The following is a 20,609-nucleotide window of genomic DNA, read 5'->3' on the forward strand; positions in this document are numbered from 1 at the left end:
TTCCCGTGATGTTAGCACCGGGGCGGCCCCGACCGGCCCGGGGCGGCGGCCCTAGACACTCGCCAGCAAGTCGTCGCCATGCACCCGGTTCAACTGGATGCCGTTGATGAAGACCGAGAACGCCAGCTTGCCGGCCAGCCCATGCACGTGCTGCATCCACGGCGGCAGCCAGCGCGGCGGCAGGATCGCGCCGGATTCGAAGTGCGGCTGCAACGCGACCACGTCGTGCAGGGTCAGCTTGCCGGCGAACAGGTGGCGCAGCAGATCCATCCGCCGCTGCTTCAACGCCAGGCGGAAGAACGTGTGCACGGTGAGCAGGCCGGACAGGTAGACGTTGTCCTTGGCGAACGCCGCGCCGCCGCCCAGCGGCACGCCGCGAAACACGCGCTGGGCCGAATGGAAGCTGTCCGCCGCGCTCTGCCCGCAGGCGCTGAAGTACTTGTAGACCTCGACAAAATCGGCGCCGTTGAGCGCCATGTCGATCGCCAGGATGCGCAGGCTGATGCGCTTGAGCCGGGTGATGTCGATCGCACCGGACATCAGTTCGGCGAACACCGCCAGCCCTTCCTGGGTCGCGGTGACCCGCGGCGAGGTGCGCGCCAGCGAGGCCAGCAGCGGTTGCCGGCGGCCGTTCAACGCGGTCAGCGAATGCACGAACGCCTCGTGCGCCAGCAGCTGGTGGCGATCGTATTCGCTGAAGCTGGCACCGCCGCGCAGGCGGATGCGGGTGGCGCCGGCGGCCGCCTTGGCGGTCAGCTCGGGATCGACCTCGACGTTGATCGTGCCGGCACCGAAGAATGCGTCCAGGGTGGTGGCCAGGTCGCTGCGCAGCACGTCGGCCGGCACGTTCACGCAGCTGTCGTCGGCCAGCAGGTCGGCGCCCAGCTCGTCGGACAATTCGACGAAGTAGCGCGCCGCATCGAGGTTGCTGCGCCGGCTGCCGGGGATCATGTCGTCCGGACGTCCATACAGCGCGATCGACGGCGCGGTGACGCCGGCCGTGCCGACCGATTCCAGCATCTCGGCGGCAATGCGCCAGGATTCGGCGGTGCGGCGCAGGTAGTCGTCCAGCGGGTCGATCTCCGGCCCCTCGCCCGCGGCCGCCTCGATCGCCGCCAGCTCGGCGCGCGCCGCGGACAGGTCCGGCCGCACGTAGCTCACGTCCGGCAGAGCGAAGCGGCCCTTGCCGTAGGCCTCGATCATGCGGCTTTCCAGCGACGCCGGCCACGCCACCGTGGGCAGGATGTGGATGCCGCGCACCGCCGCCAGCAGGCGCTGGTCGAGCGCGGCATAACGCCGCAGCGCGGGCGCGACGGTACCGTCCGACGCGTTCATTGCGCGGCCCCGCACGACGAGCCGGTACGACCGCCCGGCTCGGAATATGACGACGACAACCGACGCATGCCTGCGCTCCGCGACGACGATGCCGCGATACTAGATGCTTTGACGCGCCTCGTGCGCAAGCCGGAGCGCGCCGGTTCAGTCCCGCTCGCGCTGCCCGCGATGCCCGTGCGGTCGTTCGATCGGCCGGCCGCCGCGCTGGCGACGCAGGCGCGCTTCCAGCGTTGCCGCCTGCTCCTCGCGCTCGTCGTGCAGCTTGAGGAAATTGCGCCAGCGCCCGGGCGCCAGCTCGCCACTGTCGAGCGCCACCTGCACCGCGCAGCCCGGCTCGCTGCCGTGGCCGCAATCGGCGAAACGGCACTGCTCGGCCAGTACCTCGATGTCGGCGAACAGGTCGAGGTTTTCCTCGCCGGTGAGCTTCAGCTCGCGCATCCCCGGCGTGTCGATCAGGCAGCCGCCGCTGGGCAGCTGCAACAACGCGCGATGGGTGGTGGTGTGGCGACCGCGGCTGTCGTGGCTGCGCACTTCGGCGGTGGCCATGCGTGCCGTGCCGAGCAGGGTGTTGGTCAGGGTCGACTTGCCCGCGCCGGAGGAGCCGACCAGCACCGCGCTGTCGCCCGGCTGCAGGTACGCCGCCAGTTGCGCCACGCTGGCCGGGTCCTTGCCGTTCAGTGCATGGATCGGCGTCGCGGCGGGCAGCCGCGCACGCAGCGCCGCGACCTGTGCCGCGGCGTCCTCGCGCGTGTCCAGCTTGCTCAGCAGCACCACCGGCTGCGCGCCGGAGTCCTCGGTCAGCGACAGGTAGCGCTCGATCCGCGCCGGGTTGAAGTCGCCATCCAGTCCGGTCAGTACCAGCACGTAGTCGATGTTGGTGGCGATCAGCTGCCGCTCGTAGCGCTCGCCGGCCGCCGCGCGCGACAGCACCGTGCGCCGCGCCAGCACGTTGACGATGTGCGGCGGCTTGCCCGCCTCGACCTCGACGAAATCGCCGACCACCGGCCGCTCGGCCGCGTCGACGCCGCGCTTGAGGAAGCGCCCGTCCGGCTGCGCGCCGAACAGCGTGCCGCCGTCGTGCAGTTCATAGCCGGCGCGATGCTGGGCCACCACCCGCGCCAGGCGCAAACCGGCGGCCGGCAGCGCATCACCACGCCAGCCGATGCTGCGCAGGCGTTCGATCGTTTCGGCATCGCTCATGGGGAAGTTCGGTCGGCTCGGTTCGGTGATTATGCCTTGCCTGAAGATTGCCCGACGATGAACCGGAATCCGGCCCAAATGGCGCTCGCGCTGCACTGCACCACACTGCTAGCATCAAGCCGCCGGCGGCATGGTCGCCGGTCGACCTCAACCTGCCCAAGGACACCGGCGTTGGCCTCGATCACACCCAGTGCGCACCTGGCGGACGTGCGCTACGAAATCCGCGGCGCGCTGACCCGGCGCGCGCGCGAGCTGGAGGCTGCCGGCCTCGACATCATCAAGCTCAACATCGGCAACCCCGGTCGCTACGGCTTCGCGGCGCCGGCACACCTGCGCGAGGCGATCGCCGGCCACCTGCACGAGAGCGAGGCCTACGGCCACGAACAAGGCCTGGAACTGGCCCGCGAGGCGATTGCCGCGCAGCAGCGCGCGCGTGGCGCCCAGGGCGCCGAGCCCGAGCGCATCTTCATCGGCAACGGCGTCAGCGAGCTGATCGACCTGTCGCTGCGCGCCCTGCTGCAGGCCGGCGACGAAGTGCTGCTGCCGAGCCCGGACTACCCGTTGTGGAGTGCCGCCACCATCCTCAACGGCGGCCAGCCGCGCTACTACCGCTGCCTCTCCCGCCACGGCCACCTGCCCGATCCGGACGAAATCGAGGCGCTGATCACGCCGCGCACTCGCGCCGTGGTGCTGATCAACCCGAACAACCCCACCGGCGCGGTCTACCCGCGCGCGCTGCTGGAACGGCTGGTGACGATCGCGGCAAGGCACCGCCTGCTACTGCTGTCCGACGAAATCTACGACGAGATCCTGTACGACGGCGCCACCTTCCAGCCGCTGGCCGAAGTAGCCGGCGAGTGGCCCTGCCTCAGCTTCGGCGGCTTGTCCAAGGTGCACCGCGCCTGCGGCTACCGGGTCGGCTGGATGAGCCTGTCCGGCGATCCCGCGCGCAGCGCGGCCTATCGCGATGCGTTGCAGTTGCTGGCCGCGCTGCGCCTGTGCGCAAACGTCACCGCGCAATGGGCGGTGCTGCCGGCGCTGCAGGACGCGCCGACGATCGGCACGCTGACCGCGCCCGGCGGGCGCCTGCACGAGGCGCGCCGGGTCGTGCTGGAAGGCGTCGCCGCCAGCGACTACCTGGAACTGGTGGCCCCGGAGGGCGCGCTGTACGCGTTCCCGCAGGTGCGTGCCGACCGTCTCGCCAGCTTCGACGACGAGGCCTTTGCGCTGCGCCTGCTGGAGGAGGAATCCGTCCTCGTGGTGCCCGGCAGCAGCTTCAACGTGCCGCGCAGCCGCCACTTCCGGCTGACCCTGCTGCCGCCGCCCGCGCAGTTGCGCGAGGTGTTCGTGCGAATCGAGCGGGTGCTGGCGCGCATGACGCAGGAACAGGCGTCAGCTACTTCCGCGGTGGCCTGACCTCGCCATGTCGACCTGGCTCGCCCTCGGCGACTCCTACACCATCGGCGAGGCGGTGGCGGCGCGCGAGCGCTGGCCGGCCGTGCTGGCGCAGCGCCTGCACCATGGCGGCATGCCGATCGACGAGCCGCAGATCGTCGCCGTCACCGGCTGGACCACCGACGAACTGGCGCAAGGCATGGATGCCGCGGCACTGCTGCCGCCCTACGATCTGGTGACGCTGCAGATCGGCGTGAACAACCAGTACCGCGGCCGCCCGGCCAGCGACTACCGCGCACAGTTCGTCGGCCTGCTGGACCGCGCGATCGCGCTGGCCGGCGACCGTGCCGCCCGCGTGGTGGTGGCGTCGATCCCGGACTGGGGCGTCACCCGCTTCGCCCGCGAACAAGGGCGCGACCGCGCGCGCATTGCCGCCGAGCTGGACGCCTACAACGCGCTGGCCCGCGCGGAAACCGAACGCGCCGGCGCTGGCTTCGTCGACATCACCGGCATCTCGCGCCGGCATCCCGAGCTGCTCGCCGACGACGGCCTGCATCCTTCCGCGGCGCAGCACGCCTTGTGGGTGGAAGCGATCGAACCGGCGGTGCGCGCGGCACTCCGCTGCTGACCGCAATCGCGCTGCAACCTGTTCGCCATCGCACGGTGACGTGACGTCAGCACACTGGCGCCCCGGGCAACCACCGGGGACCGGCCATGACCAGCTTGCACTGCCGCAGCGCCTTCATCTCCGACGTGCATCTGGGCACGCCGGACTGCAAGGCCGCCTACCTGCTCGACTTCCTGCGCCAGCTGCGCTGCGAGAAGCTCTATCTGGTCGGCGACATCGTCGACCTGGAGGCGCTGTCCCGGCGCCACTGGTGGCATGCCGAACACAGTGCAGTGATCGCCGAGATACTGCAACTGGCGCGCCGCGGCGTCGACGTCGTCTACATCCCCGGCAACCACGACGCGCCCATGCGCGGCCTGCACGGGCAGAACTTCGGCGGCGTGCGGATCGCGCTGGATGCCGTGCACGTAGGCGCCGATGGTCGCCGCTACCGGGTCAGCCACGGCGACGAGTTCGATCCATGCGAGCTTGATCGAGGCCGTATCGGCCGCCGCTGGATGCTGCAGTTCGGCGAGGCGATGCATCGCCTCATCTGCTGGAGCAATCGCCGGCTGCATGCGATGCGGCGACGGCTGCAGCTGCCGTACCTGCCGCTGTCGATCATCCTCAAGTCGCACATCGGCAGGGCGCTGGCGTACATCCGCGCGTACGAGCAACGCGTCGCCGCGGACGCGCGCGAACGCGGCTTCGACGGCCACATCTGTGGGCACATCCACTTCGGCCACGTGCGCGAGCTGGCCGGCGTGCTCTATCTCAACGACGGCGACTGGGTCGAACATTGCACTGCGCTGGTCGAAGACCACACCGGCGCGATGGAACTGATCCACTGGAGCGAGCAGTCCACCGCGCTGGGTCGCGCCAGCCGCGAGCTGGTCTGGCCCTCGCCCGCCGCGGTGCTGGCGCTGGCGCCGCTGGGCGCCCGCCGGCGCCAGCTGGGCGAGCTGCACCGGGCCGCCTGAGCGGGGAGCAGCCTTGAAGGCCGGCAAGTCCCCCGCATATCGGACGGCGTATCATTGAAGCCTTCTTTGCCGGAGTTCCCCATGTCTCTCGACGCCCCCACCCGCGAACGTATCAAAACCCTGCTCAAGGACCACCGCGTGGTGCTGTTCATGAAGGGCAACCGCCAGCAGCCGATGTGCGGCTTCTCCGCCGCGGCCACCAACACGCTCAATGAATTGCTGCCCGAATACCACACGGTCAACGTGCTGGACGATCCGGAAATCCGCGAAGGCATCAAGGCCTACGGCGAATGGCCCACGATCCCGCAGCTGTACGTGGAAGGCGAACTGGTCGGCGGCGCCGACATCATCCGCCAGATGTACGGCAGCGGCGAACTGCACCAGCTGTTCGGGATTGCCGCGCCGGACCGCACCCCGCCGGAAATCACCATCACCGACGCCGCCGCCGAGGCGATCCGCCAGGGCACCGCGAACGCGCAGGGCGTGGCGCTGCACCTGGAGATCGGCCCCGACCACAGCGCCGGCTTCCAGCTGGCGCCGGCTGGCGAGCACGACATCGTGGCCCACGCGAACGGCCTCGAAGTGCACTTCGACCCGGCCAGCGCACAGCGTGCGAAGGGCATCGTGATCGACTGGGTGTCCACCGTGCAGGGCGAGGGCCTGAGCCTGAAATTCCCCGGCGCCACCGAGATCAGGTCGCTCAGCGTGCAGCAGCTGAAGCAGCGGCTGGCCGCCAACGACATCACCCTGATCGACGTGCGCCCCGCCGCCGGCCGCGCCCAAGCTGCGCCGCTGGCGCCGGCGCGGGTGCTGGAGGATGAAGGCTACGAGAGCCTGGCCAACCTGCCGAAAGACACCGCGCTGGCCTTCATCTGCCACCACGGCATGTCCAGCCGCGCCATGGCCGAACGCTTCGCCGCACACGGCTTCAGCAACATCCACAACGTGGAAGGCGGCATGGACGCGTGGGCCAGCGAAGTGGATTCAGGCGTGCCGCGCTACTGAGCGATAGACCGGTGAGATGGTCGACGCAGGGAGCCTGCGAAGCGCGTCGACCTGTCGAATCCCGGTATGGTCATGACAATCGAACGAGGACCTCTTCCCTCGTCAGAGGGCGACCGCCTCGTAAAGTGACTGCAGTTGCTTCTCATAGTGCCGCCACTCCTGGAAAAATCGCTGGTGGATCGGCTCGCGGACCTGGGCGGCGCTGAGGGTCGCGACCACCGCCTTGTTGCTTGTGATATCCACACAGCCCGGCTCCCACTCCAGACCACAGAATGCAAGCGCCTTGCGAGTGGTTGTTTCCGGGTCCCTGACGAGTTCACTGTACGACACGTCATGGATGACCCCTGGCATCGTCGCATGCCAATGGGCCAGCACCTTCCGGTATTGCAGGTAATGAGCTGCAAGAGCCTGCAAGTCATAGTTCCACGGAAACGATTCGCCCATGACCCAGGTACGGAAATTGGAAAAGCAGACATCCATGGGATCGCGAACCATGCTGAGTATCCGCGCCTGCGGCAATGCCCGATGGATCATCCCGGCAAGCATCCAGTTACGCGGCATCTTGTCGACGAAAAAGCGGGCGCCACGGGCCCGCCATTGGGTCCGGCTCAGGTAACGTCGCCCGATGTCCACATAGTCCAGTCCGGGCAATCGCTCCACGACGCATTCGTCCAGGATGCTTTGGTTGTCGGCCGCCCAACGAAGCTGCATCCCGAAATCGTAGAGCTCGCCTGCCGATGTCACCTGCGAGTGGTTGCTGATCACGCGCTCCATCAGGGTCGTCCCGGAGCGGGGCATGCCGATGATGAAAATGGGTTGCGGCCCCTCGTGAACCACCTCCGCAGGCTGCAGGAATTCCGGGGTGCAGCGTTCGATCAGACCATTGAACAAGTGCCACGCATAATCGGGATCATGGTCCTGGCGCGCATACATGGTTGCATTTGCGCGTTCCAGTGCATTCCACGCCTCGTCATGGCGACCGAGATCTTCCAGCTCCTTGTAGAGCGCAAACAGCAGGATCGCCTCGTCGTCGCCCCCCGAGGCTACCTGCTGCAATTGCAGCCTCAGTCGATCCAGGTGATTGCGCTCGGCGGTCTGCTTGCGCACTCTGGCTAGGGAGAGTGTCGTCATGCCGTCCAGCGGCCTCAGACGAAGGCTCGCCTCCAGTTCGGCCTCGCCCTCCTGCAGATGCCCATTGAAGATCAGCGCATGTGCGCGATCGAATCTGAACTCGGGGCTGTTCATGCCCGCAGCGTCAGCCCGATTCAGCAACGCCAGTGATCCTTCATGGTCGCCAAGAATGCGGCGAAGCTTTGCCAGCCGGGCAAGCATGGCCACATCATTGACCCGCGCAAGGGCATCATGATCCAAGGCGTCCCGCGCCACCACCGTTTCACCAACCTGCAGCAGAGCATCCACGACATCCACGATCATCACGGGGTCGTCCTGCATATGATTCACGGCGGTCAGTGCCAGCGTGGTCGCCGCTTGCACGCGACCATCTTCCAATGCAATGGCGTGAAGAGCCAACATCGAAGGGACATGTACCTGATTACGCTGGAGCAATGACTCCAGAGCAATGCGCGCCGCCATTTTCTGGCCACTGAGCAGATAGCGTTGAGCTCGATCCCAGTACTTGGTTGTTGCATCAGACATCTTGGATTGCGCCGGCGATTGCTGTCACGAATCAAGGCGAAGCAGCATTGAGTTGGCCAATGACCCGAACGGAATGCAAGAAGCGCATCTGTGCATATGCGTTCGTCATCGATGGATCATCATGCTCTCACGGCTGAACTTCGACGCGCCAGTCTGGGCCTCTTCCAGCCAGAGGCGAGCCCGTCGCCCGAATACCGGCCGGGACAAACCGAGGGGGCCACATCGAAGTTTGGCGTGTTCGACCATGGCTCCATTTCACCCCCTGGACTATCCCAACCCTGAATAATTCGAACTGTTCCACATCGCTCAGTCCGCTCCACGGGATTTCGGGACAGGCTCAGCCGACTGGCTGAAATCGCCAATCGCCTCCACCAGATCCGTCACCGCAAGGCGTTCGGCCTCGCTGAGATCCGGGTTCCAGCTATCCAGGATGAGTACAACCCGGGTTTCGTCGCTGCGGTTCCATGCCTCGTGTTCAAAGGTGTCGTCGAAGGTGACGCAATGACCTTCCTGCCACACGTGGTTCTCGCCACCCACGCGAATGGCGCAATCGGCCGGAACGATCAGCGGAAGATGAGTCACCAGACGCGTATTGGTGACGCCGGTGTGCGGCAAGATATGGGCGCCTGGACTCAATACGGAGAAAAGTGTTTCCGGTGCATGATCGCGGATACGAACCAGTGGCAGGGTATCGAGCACGCTCGTCGTCTGCGGACAGGCTGCGCAGTGGGCGTCGTAACGCTTGCCGTGACGGTAGAAAAAATACGCGTCCCAGACGGCGGCCCGCTCATTGGAGGAACGCAGCATCTCCCTGGCTTCTGCGGGAGACTGCACGCCAAGGAATGGCTCCAGTTGACGATCCTTCGACAGCACCGCGCGCAGCTCCTCGCGCACAGCGCCGGTCGCAGCCTCCAGCGCCTCCAGCCAGGGAAACCGATCGCGCGGATAGAACGGCCGGCTGGGAATGTCGGGAAAGTACAGGAACTTCGGCTTCTGGCGCTGATCCGGAATGCTCTTCGGTTGTTCACCCAGATAGATGGCCAGGCAGTGCTCCACCCGTGCCAGCTCGGACCGGCCGTAGCGTTGGCGCAGCGGAGCCAGCACCTCGTTGAACAACCGCTTGCGCCCCTCGTTGGCGTAGTTCATGGCGTGCTTGACCAAGACACGAAGCGCCGGCGCGGTGGTGGTATCGTCGAGCCAGCGCCCGTGCAGTTGCGCCGTTCGTACTGCGATGAAGTAGGCCAGCAGCGCTTCATGCGCATGCCCCAGCTGTTCCAGCGCGATGCCCAGCTGCAGGCGCGTGACGAAGGCTTGCGGTGTGTGCGCAAGGGCCTTTTCGAGACTGACCGCCGCGGCGTTGAAATCGCCCGCTGCCAGCTGGACCGAACCGAGCTGGCTCAGAACGACCGGATCGTCCGGTCTGACCCGATCGGCATCGCACAAAAGTCTGATCGCTTGCGTGTGGTCACCACGGGAAAAATGCCGATCGGCCAGAAACTGCAGCGCCTGCACGTCTTCCGGCGCGATGGCGAGAAGACGGGCAAAACACTGCTCGGCCGGATCGGGCTCGCCACGACGCAGATGTTCCAGTGCCGTCGACCGGTAGGTCTCGGAGGTTGTCTGCTGCAAGTCGTTCATCTTTCCCGTTTCATCCTCTCGTTGACTGGTACCGGCACCTTGCTGCGTCTGCCGCCGGGCACGAAGGCATAATACGCGTTCACGCGATGCCGCCGTCGACGTGCCACGCCACAAGCGACACTGCACCCGGTCGGAATGCGACGTATCGAAACAGCTGCCATGGTGCCACCATCGGCAACCCGGAGTGAAGAATGACTACACGCCTCGATGGATTGACATTGGCTGCCGCGCAACAGGTGGCGGCGGCGGGGCAGGCATTGGATGCAGGCCGCGTCGACCAGGCCAGCCTCTATCTGGCCAACGTCACGGCGCTGCATCCTGACCACCCGGAGGTGCTACGCATGCTGGCCGGCATCCAGGGCATGCAAGGTCATCACCAGGAGTCGGTCCGCACGATGCGCCGTGCGCTGGCACAGCGACCCGACGATCCCGCTTATCACAACACCCTGGGCACGCTGCTCGGCCAGGCCGGCGAATACGATGCCGCCATCACCGCCCTGCGACGCACCTGCGAGCTGCAGCCGGACATGGCCATGGCCTGGTACAACCTGGGCGTGATGCTCGTGCGTTCGGTACGCAATGAGGAGGCACTGCATGCGCTGCAGCAGGCCGTGGCGATCGCCCCCAATCACATGTCCGCACGAGCCCTGTTGGCCGACATGCTGCGCATGCGCGGCGAAACCGAACGGGCCGCCACGGAGTATCGCCGGGTAATCGCGGAGCAGCCCCGGGCCGGTATGGCGTGGTGGGGGCTGGCCGACCTCAGAACGCTGCGCCTTGACGAACAGGATATCGAGCAAATGCAGCAGGCGCTGCGCGAACCGCAGGCAACCGACGACGATCTCATGGCGATCGGCTTCGCCCTAGCCAAGGCATATGACGATACCGGGCAATATGCCGAATCGCTCGCGGCACTGGCCACCGCCAACACGATTGCGCGACGCCGCCAGACTTGGAATCGCGAGGGTTACTCGATGGCGGTTTCTTCGCTGAATGCGGTTTTTACGCCGCCGCCTGTGAGTGCGCCGGGAGGCTTGGGCGAGGAGGTCATCTTCATCGTCGGCCTGCCACGCTCCGGCTCGACTCTGGTCGAGCAAATACTGGCGTCGCATTCGTTGGTGAACGGCGCCGGTGAGCTGCCCGACCTGCCGCAGGTATTGGCTGAAGAGTCGCGGCGTCGCGGCCAGCACTTTCCGCAGTGGGTCAGCGCCATGCAGCCAACTGACTGGGAGCGGCTGGGCCAGCGTTACCTCGAACGCACTGCCTACTGGCGGAAAGGGCAGCCGCGCTTCACCGACAAACTGCCGGGCAACTGGATCTATCTCGGAGCGATTCGGGCGATGCTGCCGGGTGCACGCATCATCGGCTGTCGCCGCGACCCGTTGGAAACCTGCTTCTCGTGCTACCGACAGCGCCTCGACAACAATGAATACACGCGAAACTTCGACGATCTCGCGAGCTTCTGGCGAGACTGCGACCGCAGCTTGAGGCACTGGCAGAATCTGCATCCCTCGCGCGTGCTCGTCCACGATTACGAGGCCATGCTGGCGGACCCGGCCACTCGCATTCGCCAGTTGCTGGAGTTCTGCGACCTGCCGTTCGAGGAAGCCTGCCTGCGGTTCCACGAGAACGCCCGCGAGGTGCGTTCGCCCAGTGCAACCCAGGTACGCCAACCGCTAATGTCGAACACCGCCAGGGCGCCTCGTTACGGCGCCCTGCTTGATCCGCTGCGTACCGCGCTGGGTTTGCCTGCATGGGGCGACTGACGGTGCGAGACGCGACCGCGCCGGAATGCACCTGGCCGGATTCGACACCGGTGTCCGTGCATCGTAAGGTCGCCGTACAATGAACCATTCCGCTGAAAACACTTCCGGCCAGCTCCATCAGACCGATCTTGCCCTGGCTGCGTACGATCGCCAGCGCCTCGCCGGCAGCCGCGCGCAAACCGTGCTGGCCGACGCTCTCGCCAATGCGCCAGAGGCGGCTTGGCTGGAATGCGCCCAGGCGCTGATTCTTCGCAATGATGCCGAGGCTACGGCGGCCGTACTCGAGGCTGCATTGGAGCATTTCCCGGCATCCTCCGAAGTGCGACTGGCGCTGGCCGGCATCATGTTTCAACAAGGAGCCGACGCACGAGCAGAATCACTGCTGCGCAGCGTGCTTGACGACGACCCGGACCATCTTGCCGCAACCTTCCAGTTGGCGCGACTGCTGAAAGGGCAGGGACGCATGCATGCCGTCGCGACCGTGGTCAGGGCCGGCTTTCATCGCGAGCGGCATGATCCCGAGTTGGTGATCCGTGGCGTCGAACTGCTCGATGACTGCGGTCGCAAACGCGAAGCGGCAGCGTTATGCGAACACGAAATCGCCGCCGGGTCCGGCGATCCTCGCCTGCATGCCTATGCGGGCATGCTGCTGACCCAGCTGGGTCAGTTCGAGCTCGCCCGCACAAGGCAGGAATATGTACTCGATCACGGCCTGGCCGGACTGGAATGGCAAGTGCCACTGGGCTTGACCGGCCTGCAGCGCTACGCGGACGGCAATCACCCCGACTTCGCCCGATTGCGCCAATACCTTACGTTAACCGACCTCAGCGAATCGGCGCGTGCCTCACTGCTGTTCGGACTGGGCAAGGCGCACGATGACATCGGTGACTATGCCCAGGCCGCCGACTATCTGCGCCAGGCAAACACTATCGTCCACGCCGCTACACGCTGGCCGCGCAAGCAATGGCGGCGAAGCATTGAGGCAAGAATCAGCCGCATCCTGCCGGCCGAACAGCTCGCTGCGCCCACGGACTGGACGCCTGTGTTCATTATCGGCTTGCCCCGTTCAGGCACTACCCTGCTAGCCGATCGGCTGGCCCGACATCCCGACGTCTGCCAGCGTGGCGAGCTGCCCTGGCTCCCCGTGCTCGCCGAACAGGTCGTCACCGGCAACGGCGAATATCGCGATCGACTCCAGCAGGCGGCCGCAACCTATGCAGCTCAATTGCGTCAAGATAATTCAAGCGCGCACTGGATGCTGGACAAGCAGCCGCACAACTTCATGCACGTCGACCTGATCCTGAGCTTGTTTCCGAATGCCCGCTTTCTCTATTGCAAACGTCACGCGCGTGACAATGCGCTTTCACTGTGGACGCAGTCGTTCCAGGCCGGAGCGCAGGATTTCGCCTATGACTTCACCGACATCGGCGCCGCGATCCAGGGCTCACGCCGACTGATGAAACATTGGCTGACGCGCTATCCCGATGCCATCCGCACGATCGGGTACGAACACCTGGTATCGGACCCGACGAGCGTCCTGAGCGTCCTGATGGACTGGTTGGGACTGCCAGCACATGATCTGCTTTCCAGTGACGCCGACAACAGCGCCATCATCAGCACCGCCAGCCTGTGGCAGGCTCGGCAGCCAATCAACACGCGGTCGTTGCGACGATGGGAAAATTACGCCGCGCACGTGCCCGAGTTGTTGCAGTTTCCGGACAACTGACCGACCAGACATCAAGCAGGTGTACCCACCGAATAGCCCCAGTGATCGAGCATGGGCTGCAGGATGGGCAAGGCCGGCGCCAGCGCTTCCCGATAGCGAACCCATCGGTCGAGTCCCTTGCGGTTCACCGGCACGATCACCTGGGTGTAACTCGGTGTGGCGATATACCCCTTGTCGCGCGCATGCTGATCGAAATTCAGCATCGCCGAGGCATCTTCGAGGCCGAGGAACTCCGCGATCTTGCGGGTCTGCCCTACCGTGTCGGCGACCAATTCCTCGTACCGCGAGACAAAGACGTCGGGCTTGAACACTTCGACGTGATCCAGCCAACACTCCATCGCGGCGACGTAGGCTCTGGCCAGCTGCGGCAGCGATTCACAGGCCATCGCCAGCACGGTTGAACGAAAATTCTGCATGTAATTGCTCAACAACACGTCACAGGGGTGGCGCAATGCAAGAATGATCTTCGCCTTCGGGAAGAGTCGATGAATCATCGGCAGCCACAGCATGTTGAGCGGATTCTTGTCCACCAGTTGCGTGTCCCATCGCCGCGGGACCTTGGTGCACACCATGCTCACATAGGCCTTGCGCAGCTCGTCACAGTCGCGCTGGTCGAGCTTGTGCATGTCCCGTGGAAACTGAAACTCGTGGTTGTCCAGACGATCGACCAGGACGTTGAAGAACGGCCGTTCGTCCATCGACTGCAGCTTCGGATGGGCGTCCAGCATCTGTTCCAGCAAAGTTGTCCCGGAACGGGGGAATCCGACAATAAAGACGGGAGAATGCGACGCATCGGGAGCACTGAGCGTCGGCCATGCGCCGTAATCCTGCGCAGTCACCCGGCCTACCGCGGTCGGAATGACGGGGGTATCCGCTGTAAAACGATCCGGCACCACCACGCGCATTTCCTTTGTCTGCAGCGCATGCGCCGACTCCAGCGCCCGCAGCGCGCCGGGAAGATCGCCGAGTTTGTCGCAGGCACCCGCCAGCATGAAATAATGGGTGTAGTCGTCCGGGTTGCGCGGTCCCGCACGCTCGAGCCAGGTTCGTGCAGCAGCGATGTCGCCCTTGCGCACCGCGAGTGAGGCGCGCTGATGTGCGATTTCGATGCGCACCGTATCATCGGAAGCGTGCTGCCCGACTTCGATCTCCTTCAACTTTGCTTCCGCCAGATCCAGCTTGTTTATCCTCTCGTAGACACTCGCCAGCAACAGTTGTGCCTGCAGGTGGGAGGGCGCCCGCATGAGCAGGTCCTCAAGCAGTGCCTGCACCGAATTGGCATCGCCCAGCATCAGTTGCAACGTAGCCAGTTCGAACTGCTCCTCCGGCTCCAGGGGTAGCCAACTACGCCATGGCCTAAGCAATTCGTCGACCCGTTGATCATCTCTGCATGCGGCGCAGGCACGCGCGGCATGGATTCGGATCGACGCAGTCTGTGGCTCGATCGCAAAGGCATCAAGCAAGGTCTCGCGCGCTTCGACGAAATGGTGCTGCTGCAACTGCAGCATGCCTAGATTGAGCATCTGTTCGGTATTTGTCGGATCCAGCCGCAGCGAAACACGATACGTCTCCTCAGCCTCCTCCAGGGCGCCGGCATCACGCAAGGCGGTGGCATGGTTGCCCACATGCAAACTGCTTCCCGGAAACAGTCGCGCCAGTTCCGCGTATACCGGCAAGGCTTCCTGGAATTTCTGCTGCTGTTGCAGGCTCAGCGCCAGCAGAAACAGTACGTCTTCATCTCCCTGCTGGTGTTTCAGCTGAAACCGGGCGAGCTGCTCCGCCTCGGCCAGCTGGCCTATCTGGAGCGCGGCAAGGATTTTCTGTTTCTCTTGTGTCGTCATGGCCGTCTTGAAAAAAAGGAGCCGCGCGAAGTGATTCGCGCGGCTCGTCAACATACAACTATTGCAGAAAGTTATTCGATCAGAACTTGACTGTCACGCGAGCCCAGAAGTAACGGCCGATGAGGTCGAAGTCACTCGGATCGGTGTTCGCATTCAGCGTGTTGTTCGCATACAGGAACGGCGGCTGCTTGTCGAACAGGTTGTTCACGCCGAAATCGACGCGGGTGTTGTACGGATCGATGTTGTAACCCAGCGAAACGTCGTTGTAGACCGTGGCGCCGTACTTCAGCACCAGGCCGGTTGCGTTGCAGTGATTACCCTGCGGCTTGCCCTCGTAGTAGCACACGCCACCCGGGAACGTATCCTGGCTCGGGCTCTTCGAGCCGTTCTGGAAACGACCGATGTAGCGCATGCGCCAGGAGGCATCCCAGTTGCCCAGGTTCCAGTTCAGGAACCCCTGCGCACGCCAGCGAGGGAACAGGCACACGCCACCGCCGCTGGGGCAGGCAGCAGCCTGCGCCGAGCCGAACGGCATGAAGTGGCCGGCGTCATGATAGACCGCGTTGGCATCGCTGCCCGGCGCCGTCTGCTGATCCCAACGCGACAGGTAGGTGCCGTCCACGCCGATCGTGAAGTTGCCGAAGGGGAGCTGCGGCAGCTTGTAGCGCAGCGACAGATCCACGCCACCCGCATCGGTGCGACCGAGGTTGCCGGTCGGCTCGATGATGTTGTCGATCTGACCGGCATTGACGTTACCGGTCGGGAAACGCTTGATCAACGGGCAGTACGTGGTTTCACCGGCGTAGCACAGGTTGAGCACCGTCTGCGCACCAATGGTGGTGATGGTGTCGTTCAGGTAGATTTTCCAAATATCCACGCTGGCGGACAGGCCGGGGACGTAGCTCGGCGAGTAGACGAAGCCCCAGTCGAAGGATTTGCCCTTCTCCGGTCCAATCGGAATGCCCGCGTACTGGGCACCGGACACCACACCCTTGATCTGCTGACCGGCCGCCACATCGGAGTTGGTGAAGCTGCCGTCGGTGGGCACGCCCACGCAAGCCGGGTTGCCGGCTGTAGTGGTGCCGTTGCAGGGGTCGTTGCTGAGCTTCGGTGCGTCGCTCGCCGCTGCACCGAACTTGTCGAGGACGGTCGGAGCGCGGAACACGTCCGACACGGTGGCACGCAACAGCAGGTCGTTGATCGGGCGATATTCCACCGCGAATTTCTTGCTGTTGTTGCTGCCAAACAGGTTGAACCTGGAATAACGGTCGCCGATCGTGACATTCAGGCTCTGCACGCCCGGCAGATCCTTCAGGATCGGCACGAACATCTCGGCGTAGACTTCCTTCGCGTTGTAGCCACCCTGCAGCGGCGAAGCGCACTGGCTGCCCAGCGTGCAATTCAGACTGACCGGATCGATCAACAGCAACGGGTCGACCGTGCTGTTGGTGTACTCCTTGCGGTAGTCGGCACCGGCTGCCAGCTGCACGGTACCGGCGGGCAGGTCGAACAGGCCACCATTGACATCAACCGAGTAGACCTTCTCGATGCGGTGAGCGTTGCTGATCGCGGGAACGGCAGCGGCCTGCAGGGCAGCGACCGACTGCGGGTCAAACATGTTGAACGGATTGAACGGGGTGCAGCCGGCAGCGCCCGAATCGCAGACCACCTTGCCAGTGACCGGATCGAGATGGGACGGCCCTAGATCGGCATTGATCTTGTCCGTGTTCGGCAGGCCGCGGGTAATCAGGTTCTGCGTGAAATGGCCATAGCTCATTCCTGCATCCCAGTTCCAGGCTTGGTCGAGGATGGTGAAGTCGCCCTTCAGTCCGGCATGGGCCTGATCGGTCGCAGTGCCGAAGTTGGCACTGCGGTTGCCGGCCGAGACTAGACGCACGCGGAAATCGTTGCCACCAGGAACGAAATCCTGGCCAAACGGGTTGTAATAGCTGTCCTTCGAGATCACTGCACCATACGCGGTGCCATAGAGTGCCGGCGCCAACTGGAAGCCCGACGTGGTCTTGTTGTGGTACGCATCCATGTACGCGGTCACGTGCTCACCCAGGTCATAGGTGCCGTTGACGAACAGGCTGGTACGCTCCTGCGGGGTCTGGATCAGGTTCACCGTCGCGTAGTTGTACTTATCGGCATTGGTGAAGCAGTGGTAATCGGTTGCCGGGTTCTGACCGCTGGCGCCGGCGTTCGCCACACCGTACTTGCAACCCAGGCTTGCCTGCAGAGCGGCCGGCAGCTGGACGCGACCGTGGGCGATGAAGGTCGAGCCACCGATGGAGCTGGAGACCGGGGTGCTCTTGGTGCCGTAGAGCGACACCGCGTTCTGCGAGAATTTGCGGTTACTGGCCAGGATCGCGTCGGACTTGTTGTAGTCGATACCTGCAACGATGCTGCCCTTGTCCGAGGTCTGGCCGAACGTGAACGTGGCGCCACGCGAGGCACCGTCGTTATGGTCGGACTGACCGTAGTTCACCGAAACCTGGGCGCCCTGATAATCCTTCTTCAGAACGAAGTTGACCACACCGCCGATCGCATCGGAGCCGTACACCGAGGACGCGCCATCGGTCAGCACCTCGACACGCTCGATCATGTCGGCCGGGATCGAGTTCGGATCTTGGTTGATGATGCGCTTGCCGTTGATCAGCAGCAGGGTCCGCTGGGCGCCCAAGCCGCGCAGGCCAATCGAAGAACCACCGGTGCCGCCACTGTTGTTGACCTGCGGATTGATGTTGCCACCCGTCACTGCCGGCAGCGACTGCAGCACGTCACCCAAGGTCAGCTTGCCGGTCGCCTTGATAGCGGCCGCATCGATCGTGACGACCGGGTTAGACGTTTCCAGGTCCACGCGGCGGATGTGCGAGCCGGTGACCACGACGGTCTGCAGCGTTTTTGCCTTTTCCTGGCTGGACTGATTGGCCGCGTCCTGGCTGCCCGTATCCTGGGCGAAAGCCACGCTCGAAGCGCCTACCGCGATGACAGCACCCAGCGAGAGCGCCAGGCGAACTGCCGAAGAAAGTTTCTTGACCCCAAGTTGTTTCATGAAAACACCCTCCCGATTAATTAACACTCTCCGATCGGCTACGGCCTTGAGCCGGAAAACCCTTGCTCAAAACCTCAATACGGCCTCTCGGACTAATGAACTTCGAAACCCACGGAACTTTCGCCCGGGTTGATACCGCGACACGCAACAACGCCCGTCAACACGCAGTAACCTGCCTGTCCACGACTGCCGTTGCCCTGCCTCGGATACCACGACGCAGTGCCAACCCTGTCATTGAACTTCGTGCGGCCGGCCCGGTCTGACGGCGTACTTATTACGCCTCATTTACATATTGTCAACAAATTTTGTACTGCAAAAACTTGCGCTTGGGGGCGATTCAGGCTGTTTTGGCAGGCTATTGTCTGGATTATCTGGAGCGCGAACCGGCCTCTGTCAGCCGATCTTGCCGCTGGATCGCGGCTATTCCGCCTCTCCGTCCGCCTCGAAGCGCAGATGCTTCACGCTGCGTCCGTTGCGGCGCACCAATTTGAGGGCCTCGATGCCGATCTTGATATGCGCCTCGACGAACTGCGAGGTGATGTTGCGGTCGCTGGCTTCGGTCTTCACCCCTTCCGGGATCATCGGCTGGTCGGACACCAGCAGCAATGCGCCGCAAGGGATCCGGTTGGCGAAGCCGGCGGCGAAGATGGTCGCCGTTTCCATGTCCACCGCCATGCAGCGGGTGCGCCGCAGGTAGTCCTTGAAGGCGTCGTCGTGCTCCCACACGCGGCGGTTGGTGGTGTACACGGTGCCGGTCCAGTAGTCGTGGCCGAGGTCGCGGATCATGGTGGAAACGGCGCGCTGCAACTGGAACGCCGGCAGCGCCGGCACCTCCGGCAGCAGGTAGTCGTTGCTGGTGCCCTCGCCGCGGATCGCGGCGATCGGCAGTACCAGGTCGCCGAGCTGGTTCTTCTTCTTGAGGCCGCCGCACTTGCCCAGGAACAGCGCGGCCTTGGGCGCGATTGCGCCGAGCAGATCCATCACCGTGGCCGCGTTGGGGCTGCCCATGCCGAAGTTGATCAGGGTGATGCCGTCGGCGGTGGCGTTCGGCATCGGACGGTCGCGGCCCTGCACTTCCACCCCGTGCCACTGCGCGAACAGCTCCACGTAATGACCGAAGTTGGTCAGCAGAATGTGTTCGCCGAACTGCTCCAGCGCCGTGCCGGTGTAGCGCGGCAGCCAGTTGGAGACGATTTCCTGTTTGCTTTTCATCAGATGTCTTGCCCGAATTGCGTTACCGGCGACGCCACGCCGGCGAGATGCCAGATAGGTCGCGCCATCTTAGGTGGCCGCTCTTCCACCCGCCAGTTTCCGGCGGTCGTCGTGCGGCCATCGTGCAAATGCCGCAGCCACGGCCGCCATGCTATGTTTCCCCTGCCATTCATGATCGGGGGATCACGTGATGCGGATGGGCCTGGCAATCGATGCGGCCTGCGATCTGTCGCAGGCGTTCCTGCAGAAGCACGACATCGCGGTGATGCCGATCACCGTGCGAGTGGATGGCGAAGTCTTCATGGACGACCGCAAGCCGGCCGAGATCCAGCGCTTCATCGATCGTCGCCTGGGCAGCCGCAGCCATTCGGCGGAAACCGAGCCCTGTCCGGTGGAAGAGGTGCAGAAGCTGTTCCTCGGGAAGCTGGTGCTGGAACAGGACTGCGTGTTCTGCCTGACCATCACCGCCACCCGCAGCCCGATCAACGAACACGTCAACAAGGCCAGCTTCGGCATCCTGAAGAGTTATCGCCAGGTGCGCGAGCAGGCCGGCGTGCCCGGCCCGTTCATGATGCGCGTGATCGACACCCGCAACATCTTCGCCGGCGCCGCGCCGCTGGTCTACGAGGCGGCCCGGCTGATCGCCGCCGACGAGCCGCCGCCGGCGATCCGCGAGCGGCTTACCCACCTCGCCAACCACACCTACGGCTACATGCTGCCGCGCGACCTGTACTACCTGCGCGCCCGCGCCAAGAAGAAGAACGACCGCAGCGTCAGTCTGGTCAGCGCGATGCTGGGTTCGGCGCTGGACATCAAGCCGATCCTGCGCTGCTTCCGCGGCGAAACCGGCCCGGTCGGCAAGGTGCGCGGCTTCGAGCAGGGCGCGGAAGCGCTGTTCGGCTACGCCGCGCAACGGGTGCGTGCCGGCCTGCTGGTGCCGCTGGTGTGCGCCAGCTACGGCGGCGACCTCGCCGTACTGTCGCACCTGCCCGGCTATGCCGAACTGCGCCAGGCCTGCGAGGAGTGCGGCGTCGAGCTGATGGAAGCGCCGATGAGCATCACCGGCATGGTCAACGTGGGCGAAGGCGCGGTGACGATCGGCTTCGCCGCCGAGGAGCACGTCGCCGAGTTCTGAGGGTGCCCGCCGCATGCCGCACCCGGGCGACCGGCCGCCGCTGCAACGCCGCGACGAC

The 20,609-nt window shown here is 64.7% G+C and carries 14 protein-coding genes; 7 read left to right on the forward strand and 7 right to left on the reverse strand.

Annotation, left to right across the window (positions count from 1 at the left end; translation table 11 throughout):
* Positions 1 to 51: 51 nt before the first annotated feature.
* Positions 52 to 1,335, reverse strand: a complete 1,284-nt coding sequence (locus ASG75_RS08840; protein ID WP_056388035.1) for a flavohemoglobin expression-modulating QEGLA motif protein — start codon at positions 1,333 to 1,335, stop codon at positions 52 to 54.
* A 144-nt stretch (positions 1,336 to 1,479) separates the two neighbouring features.
* The gene (rsgA, locus tag ASG75_RS08845) at positions 1,480 to 2,535 is read right to left on the reverse strand and encodes a ribosome small subunit-dependent GTPase A (RefSeq protein WP_056388037.1); all 1,056 of its coding nucleotides are present in this window, start codon (positions 2,533 to 2,535) and stop codon (positions 1,480 to 1,482) included.
* A gap of 171 nt (positions 2,536 to 2,706) precedes the next feature.
* Between rsgA and ASG75_RS08850 the strand changes: the two genes are divergently transcribed.
* From ASG75_RS08850 to grxD, 4 genes are all read left to right on the forward strand, one after another.
* On the forward strand, positions 2,707 to 3,951 hold the full coding sequence (locus ASG75_RS08850) for an aminotransferase class I/II-fold pyridoxal phosphate-dependent enzyme (protein ID WP_056388040.1): 1,245 nt from the start codon (positions 2,707 to 2,709) through the stop codon (positions 3,949 to 3,951).
* Between the two features lie 7 nt (positions 3,952 to 3,958).
* Positions 3,959 to 4,558 (forward strand): SGNH/GDSL hydrolase family protein, encoded by a 600-nt coding sequence (locus ASG75_RS08855; protein ID WP_056388042.1) that lies wholly within the window; start codon positions 3,959 to 3,961, stop codon positions 4,556 to 4,558.
* 86 nt (positions 4,559 to 4,644) lie between these two features.
* A complete protein-coding gene (locus tag ASG75_RS08860; protein WP_056388048.1) occupies positions 4,645 to 5,517 on the forward strand; it encodes a UDP-2,3-diacylglucosamine diphosphatase in 873 nt (290 codons plus the stop codon).
* A gap of 81 nt (positions 5,518 to 5,598) precedes the next feature.
* Positions 5,599 to 6,522, forward strand: a complete 924-nt coding sequence (gene grxD / locus ASG75_RS08865) for a Grx4 family monothiol glutaredoxin (RefSeq protein ID WP_056388050.1) — start codon at positions 5,599 to 5,601, stop codon at positions 6,520 to 6,522.
* A gap of 102 nt (positions 6,523 to 6,624) precedes the next feature.
* On the opposite strand, the gene ASG75_RS08870 is transcribed toward grxD, so the two are convergent.
* Both ASG75_RS08870 and ASG75_RS08875 read right to left on the reverse strand, forming a co-directional pair.
* A complete protein-coding gene (locus ASG75_RS08870) occupies positions 6,625 to 8,178 on the reverse strand; it encodes a sulfotransferase (protein ID WP_082547542.1) in 1,554 nt (517 codons plus the stop codon).
* Positions 8,179 to 8,484: 306 nt separating this feature from the next.
* Positions 8,485 to 9,816 (reverse strand): aspartyl/asparaginyl beta-hydroxylase domain-containing protein, encoded by a 1,332-nt coding sequence (locus ASG75_RS08875; protein ID WP_056388054.1) that lies wholly within the window; start codon positions 9,814 to 9,816, stop codon positions 8,485 to 8,487.
* A gap of 191 nt (positions 9,817 to 10,007) precedes the next feature.
* On the opposite strand from ASG75_RS08875, the gene ASG75_RS08880 reads away from it, so the two are divergent.
* Together ASG75_RS08880 and ASG75_RS08885 are read left to right on the forward strand one after the other, a co-directional pair.
* Positions 10,008 to 11,582: a sulfotransferase gene (locus ASG75_RS08880; protein WP_056388056.1), complete on the forward strand. Its 1,575-nt coding sequence runs from the start codon at positions 10,008 to 10,010 to the stop codon at positions 11,580 to 11,582.
* Positions 11,583 to 11,661: 79 nt separating this feature from the next.
* Positions 11,662 to 13,308 carry a sulfotransferase gene (locus ASG75_RS08885; protein ID WP_082547543.1) on the forward strand — a complete coding sequence of 549 codons (1,647 nt, stop codon included), beginning with the start codon at positions 11,662 to 11,664 and terminating at the stop codon, positions 13,306 to 13,308.
* 11 nt (positions 13,309 to 13,319) lie between these two features.
* Here the strand turns inward: ASG75_RS08885 and ASG75_RS08890 are convergent, their stop codons facing one another.
* The 3 genes from ASG75_RS08890 to ASG75_RS08900 all read right to left on the reverse strand — a co-directional run bounded on the left by ASG75_RS08890 (position 13,320) and on the right by ASG75_RS08900 (position 19,416).
* Entirely contained in the window at positions 13,320 to 15,203 is a 1,884-nt protein-coding gene (locus ASG75_RS08890) for a tetratricopeptide repeat-containing sulfotransferase family protein (protein ID WP_235580178.1), read from the reverse strand.
* A gap of 25 nt (positions 15,204 to 15,228) precedes the next feature.
* Positions 15,229 to 18,204, reverse strand: coding sequence for a TonB-dependent receptor (locus ASG75_RS08895; protein ID WP_056388058.1), 2,976 nt, complete (start codon positions 18,202 to 18,204; stop codon positions 15,229 to 15,231).
* 420 nt (positions 18,205 to 18,624) lie between these two features.
* Positions 18,625 to 19,416 carry an AMP nucleosidase gene (locus ASG75_RS08900; protein ID WP_056388060.1) on the reverse strand — a complete coding sequence of 264 codons (792 nt, stop codon included), beginning with the start codon at positions 19,414 to 19,416 and terminating at the stop codon, positions 18,625 to 18,627.
* 196 nt (positions 19,417 to 19,612) lie between these two features.
* Between ASG75_RS08900 and ASG75_RS08905 the strand changes: the two genes are divergently transcribed.
* On the forward strand, positions 19,613 to 20,551 hold the full coding sequence (locus tag ASG75_RS08905; RefSeq protein ID WP_056388061.1) for a DegV family protein: 939 nt from the start codon (positions 19,613 to 19,615) through the stop codon (positions 20,549 to 20,551).
* Positions 20,552 to 20,609 lie beyond the last annotated feature (58 nt).

Origin of the sequence: Rhodanobacter sp. Soil772 (assembly GCF_001428385.1) — a bacterium.
In the GTDB taxonomy this organism is placed as follows: Bacteria; Pseudomonadota; Gammaproteobacteria; order Xanthomonadales; family Rhodanobacteraceae; genus Rhodanobacter.